Origin of the sequence: Lutibacter sp. TH_r2, assembly GCF_033101135.1 — a bacterium.
Classification (GTDB): Bacteria; Bacteroidota; Bacteroidia; order Flavobacteriales; family Flavobacteriaceae; genus Lutibacter.
In genome coordinates this window covers 1-2500 of record NZ_JAWMPV010000010.1, presented here as the reverse complement: position 1 = coordinate 2500, position 2500 = coordinate 1, and the positions used below count along the sequence as shown (strand labels likewise).

Genomic DNA, 2500 nt, shown 5'->3' with positions numbered 1-2500 from the left:
TACTGTTGCTAGCAAGGTTAAGTGATTAAGTCACGGAGCCGTAGCGAAAGCGAGTCTGAATAGGGCGCTTTAGTTAGTAGTAGTAGACGCGAAACCGAGTGATCTACCCATGGGCAGGTTGAAGCTGTGGTAACACACAGTGGAGGACCGAACCAGTTGACGTTGAAAAGTCTTTGGATGACCTGTGGGTAGGGGTGAAAGGCCAATCAAACTCGGAAATAGCTCGTACTCCCCGAAATGCATTTAGGTGCAGCGTTGTGGTAAAGTTTTATAGAGGTAGAGCTACTGATTGGATGCGGGGGCTTCACCGCCTACCAATTCCTGACAAACTCCGAATGCTATAAAATATACACAGCAGTGAGGGCATGGGTGCTAAGGTCCATGTCCGAGAGGGAAAGAACCCAGACCATCAGCTAAGGTCCCAAAATATATACTAAGTTGAACTAACGAGGTTTGATTGCATTGACAGCTAGGATGTTGGCTTGGAAGCAGCCATTCATTTAAAGAGTGCGTAACAGCTCACTAGTCGAGCGATCGAGCATGGATAATAATCGGGCATAAGTATATTACCGAAGCTATGGATTTATAATTTATTATAACTGGTAGGGGAGCATTGTAATCAGCGCTGAAGGTGAACTGATAAGGTTTGCTGGAGCGATTACAAAAGAAAATGTAGGCATAAGTAACGATAATGCGGGCGAGAAACCCGCACACCGAAAGACTAAGGTTTCCTCAGCGATGCTAATCAGCTGAGGGTTAGTCGGGACCTAACGCGAACCCGAAAGGGGTAGTGGATGGACAACTGGTTAATATTCCAGTACTTCTTATAATTGCGATGGAGGGACGGAGTAATGAACTCACCGCGTACTGACGGAATAGTACGTTGAACCATGTAGGTATAGGAGCTATAGTTAAATGCGTAGCTCTTGCTAAAGTGGGATAGTACTACAAAGCTTCGGCGGCGTAGATAGTGTGATTAAGAACTTCCAAGAAAAACTTCTAAGCTTCAGATTATAAGAACCCGTACCGTAAACCGACACAGGTAGTTGGGATGAGAATTCTAAGGTGCTCGAGAGATTCATGGCTAAGGAACTAGGCAAAATAGACCTGTAACTTCGGGAGAAAGGTCGCCCATCTTCGGATGGGCCGCAGTGAAAAGGTCCAGGCGACTGTTTATCAAAAACACAGGACTCTGCTAAATCGAAAGATGATGTATAGGGTCTGACACCTGCCCGGTGCTGGAAGGTTAAATGGAGTTGTTAGCTTCGGCAAAGCAATGAAATGAAGCCCCAGTAAACGGCGGCCGTAACTATAACGGTCCTAAGGTAGCGAAATTCCTTGTCGGGTAAGTTCCGACCTGCACGAATGGTGCAACGATCTGGACACTGTCTCAGCCATGAGCTCGGTGAAATTGTAGTATCGGTGAAGATGCCGATTACCCGCTACGGGACGAAAAGACCCCGTGAACCTTTACTATAGCTTAGTATTGGTTTTGGATAAGTAATGTGTAGGATAGGTGGGAGACTTTGAAGCGGCGTCGCTAGGCGTTGTGGAGTCACTGTTGAAATACCACCCTTTGCTTATCTAGAGCCTAACCCAGTGATGGGGACAGTGCTTGGTGGGTAGTTTGACTGGGGTGGTCGCCTCCAAAAGAGTAACGGAGGCTTCTAAAGGTACCCTCAGCACGCTTGGTAACCGTGCGTAGAGTGCAATGGCATAAGGGTGCTTGACTGAGAGACATACAGGTCGATCAGGTTGGAAACAAGAGCATAGTGATCCGGTGGTTCCGCATGGAAGGGCCATCGCTCAAAGGATAAAAGGTACTCCGGGGATAACAGGCTGATCTCCCCCAAGAGCTCATATCGACGGGGGGGTTTGGCACCTCGATGTCGGCTCGTCACATCCTGGGGCTGGAGAAGGTCCCAAGGGTTGGGCTGTTCGCCCATTAAAGTGGCACGCGAGCTGGGTTCAGAACGTCGTGAGACAGTTCGGTCTCTATCTGTAGCGGGCGTTAGAAATTTGCGTGGATCTGACACTAGTACGAGAGGACCGTGTTGGACTAACCTCTGGTGTACCAGTTGTTCCGCCAGGAGCACTGCTGGGTAGCTACGTTGGGAAGGGATAAGCGCTGAAAGCATATAAGCGCGAAACCCACCACAAGATGAGATTTCTTTAAAGGGTCGTGGGAGATTACCACGTTGATAGGCTATAGGTGTAACGGCAGTAATGTCATAGCCGAGTAGTACTAATAACCCATAGGCTTTTATGTGCGATTTTTTTTCTTTATTTGATTTATGATATTATTTTTTCAGTATGTTAACTCATAAGGTTAGTAACCTAAACAACTTAAGGTGGTTATAGCAATAGGGCTCACCTCTTCCCATACCGAACAGAGAAGTTAAGCCTATTAGCGCAGATGGTACTGCCACTGGTGGGAGAGTATGTCACCGCCTTTCTTTTGAAAACCTTCATTATGTATTTAATGAAGGTTTTTTGCTTT

At 47.0% G+C, this 2500-nt stretch carries 2 rRNA genes (1 of these 2 cut by a window edge); both read left to right on the top strand.

From position 1 onward, the window contains the following. Positions 1 to 2269, top strand: a 23S ribosomal RNA gene (locus R3X25_RS15070); it begins 612 nt to the left of the window's first position. Positions 2270 to 2347: 78 nt separating this feature from the next. Next, positions 2348 to 2456 (top strand): 5S ribosomal RNA (rrf, locus tag R3X25_RS15065). Positions 2457 to 2500: the final 44 nt, after the last annotated feature.